Annotated in this window: 2 protein-coding genes; both read right to left on the bottom strand. The window is 38.5% G+C overall.

The window, feature by feature from the left end:
- Positions 1 to 222 precede the first annotated feature (222 nt).
- Entirely contained in the window at positions 223 to 972 is a 750-nt protein-coding gene (gene istB / locus GF867_RS13545; RefSeq protein ID WP_153833615.1) for an IS21-like element helper ATPase IstB, read from the bottom strand.
- Positions 973 to 2,508, bottom strand: a complete 1,536-nt coding sequence (gene istA, locus GF867_RS13540; protein ID WP_153833614.1) for an IS21 family transposase — start codon at positions 2,506 to 2,508, stop codon at positions 973 to 975.
- Between the last annotated feature and the right edge of the window lie 174 nt (positions 2,509 to 2,682).

The following is a 2,682-nucleotide window of genomic DNA, read 5'->3' as shown; positions in this document are numbered from 1 at the left end:
TGAGTATTGCGGATAAATAGAGCCACTTGAGCGGAGATTAGAGCCACCTGATGCATGAAACAGAGCTACCCAGTGCGGAAGGTGAGCCAGTAAATACAGAGATGCCCCTAGCCATTGAGATAAGCTAGGGGTATTTGCTTGATCATAAATCATTTTAACAACTAATTTTTTAAATATTGATTGCTGTTGATTTGTCTTTATAATCTATTTCTTTTTTTATAGTTAGCTCCTAATCCCATGACGTTCACGCATCGATACGTCGCCATCTATCAAAATTTTATAGGAATCATGGACAATCCGGTCTAAAATCGCGTCTGCTAATTGAAGGTTTTCAATTTTCGTATGCCATCCTTCCGGTGCGAATTGAGAACAAAAGATGGTGGATGCATTCTTTAACCGAGCCTCAATTATTTCAAACACATGTAAAGAGTCTTCTGCGGATAATGAAGACAATAACCATTCATCCAAAATCAGGACCCTAAACTTCCGATACTTTGTCACGAGTTTTCGATAGCTACCATCTGCTTCATATTTGGCCGCTTTAAGTTCATCGATTAATTCGGGTAGTCGAATATATTTAACACTATGAAACTGACGACAAGCTTGTACACCTAACGCATTAGATAACCAAGTCTTACCGTTGCCAGAGGCTCCCATCAAGATGATATTATGATGATCGAGAACATACTGTCCCGTTGAAAGGCGAGTTAGTAATTCTTTATCTAAGTGACGGTCTGGGTGATATTCAATATCCTCCATACAGGCTGAAGGTTCTTTGAAGTCAGCTTTTTTAATGAGTGCTGCTAATTTGTTAGACTGGCGACGCGCGTATTCATAATCAACCAGTAATTTAAATCGTTCTTCAAACGATAGGTTTTGATAGTCTTTAGACTGACTTTGTTCTTCATAACAGGCGGCCATACCACTTAAACGTAATTGCTTCAGTTTTTCTAAGGTTGCTTCGTTTCTCATTTATTTCCCTCCAAAGTATGTGGCACCACGGACAAACCCGTGGCTATCATCAACCAAATGGTTGGTTGTAGTTGCTTTTTTATCAAGACGTTTCTTTTGTCTCGTGAGTATTGATTTAAAAGTCGATAGTGTGGGTTGTTCGGTGATTGTCAGAAGAATTTCACAACTCGTTTCAATTAAGGATAGTGGGTGCTTCTTTGTCAGATTTTGAAAGTTTAATAAGACTTTCAGCGCTTGTTTTTCAACATTATTACTGAGGATTTTTTCAACAAAAGATAACGTAAAAGGACCAATGTCTTCTGCCCACTCCCTCGCACTGTCCGGAGTATGTTCCATGTATAAACGGTGGTGATCGGGCATATGATCGACCAATGTGCTATATTGTCCAATCAAAGCTAACTGCCTTTTATGAGATGCAATTCGGCTTTGTTTAAAGTAAACTTCAATTAAGTTCTCTGTCAATCGGACTTCAACCGAACATTGAACATATTCATACGGGACGGAGTAATAGTTTCGGTCAACTTGAATGTGGTAGTTTAATTGTACTTTAGCTATTCTCCAGTCCGTTATTTGAAAGGCAGGATAACGAAGTGGTTGTAAATAAGGTTCTTCCTCTTCTTCAAATACACTGCGTCTTGAACCTTTCTTCTTTTGAAAAGGTGCGTTGTTTACTTCCGTGAGTTTCTCCCAGATGAGCTCGTTTAATTCATCTAAATAAAAACACTGGATGTTTCTTAGGGCAGCGATGATTTGACGCGATACTAAGCCAACTGATCCTTCTACACTAGCTTTGTCTTTAGGTTTGACCGCACGAGTAGGCACAATGACTGTCCGATAATAATCGGCCAATTCACGGTAAGCTTCATTTAAAATCGGTTCTGCTCCATTAGGTTTAATGACACCAGTTTTTAAATTATCAGGTACTAACGTTTCTGTAACCCCTTCAAAGTATTCAAACGCGTGAACATGCGCTCGAATCCAGTTGCTAGATTTCATATCTAAAAACCCCTCAACATAACTAAGTTTGCTGTGACTTAAGGTAGCTACAAAAATATACACATCAATTTTTTCTCCAGATTCCCGATCGATTAAATGTAATTTACTCCCAGCCCAATCGACCTCCATAATCTCACCAGGCTTTCGCTTAACGGGCATTGTAAGCTTGTGTTTAGCGGCATAGGTGCCGTAATGTTCACAATATGTTCGATAAGCATAAGGAATCTTATGAGCTGTTCTAGCACGTTGCTCGTATTCAGTATGAAGCAATTTAAGCGTCATGTTCTTTTTCAATAATTCTTTATGAATATACTCCCAATCTTCATTGAAATACCCTTTAACCGTAGGTGTCTTCTCAGGAAAAAGCATCTCTTCCAATGAATAGTCAGTCATTTCTTTCTTTAATTCTGTCCATCCAAGCACCTCAGCACGATCTATAATAGACTTAATTGTATTACGAGAACTTCCAACCATTGTGCTGATGGTTCGCTGAGAAGAACCGTTAAAATAAAGTTCTAAAACCTTACGATATTGAATCAACCAAAAAACCTCCTATATAATTATTCATACCATTTGGTATGTTCAATAATTATACAAGAGGTTGTAATAAATAAGTTGATTTATCTGGCTCACCTTCCGCACTGGGTGGCTCTATTTTATGCATTGAGTGGCTCTAATCTCCGCCGAAGTGGCTCTATTTGAATGCAATAACCA

The sequence above is a fragment of the Fundicoccus ignavus genome, from assembly GCF_009659375.1.
GTDB lineage: Bacteria > Bacillota > Bacilli > Lactobacillales > Aerococcaceae > Fundicoccus > Fundicoccus ignavus.
This window is presented reverse-complemented; position numbering and strand designations above follow the sequence as displayed.

Excerpts from the sequence above, each read along its gene's own strand:
- istB (WP_153833615.1), bottom strand. The coding sequence starts at position 972 with ATGAGAAACGAAGCAACCTTAGAAAAACTGAAGCAATTACGTTTAAGT.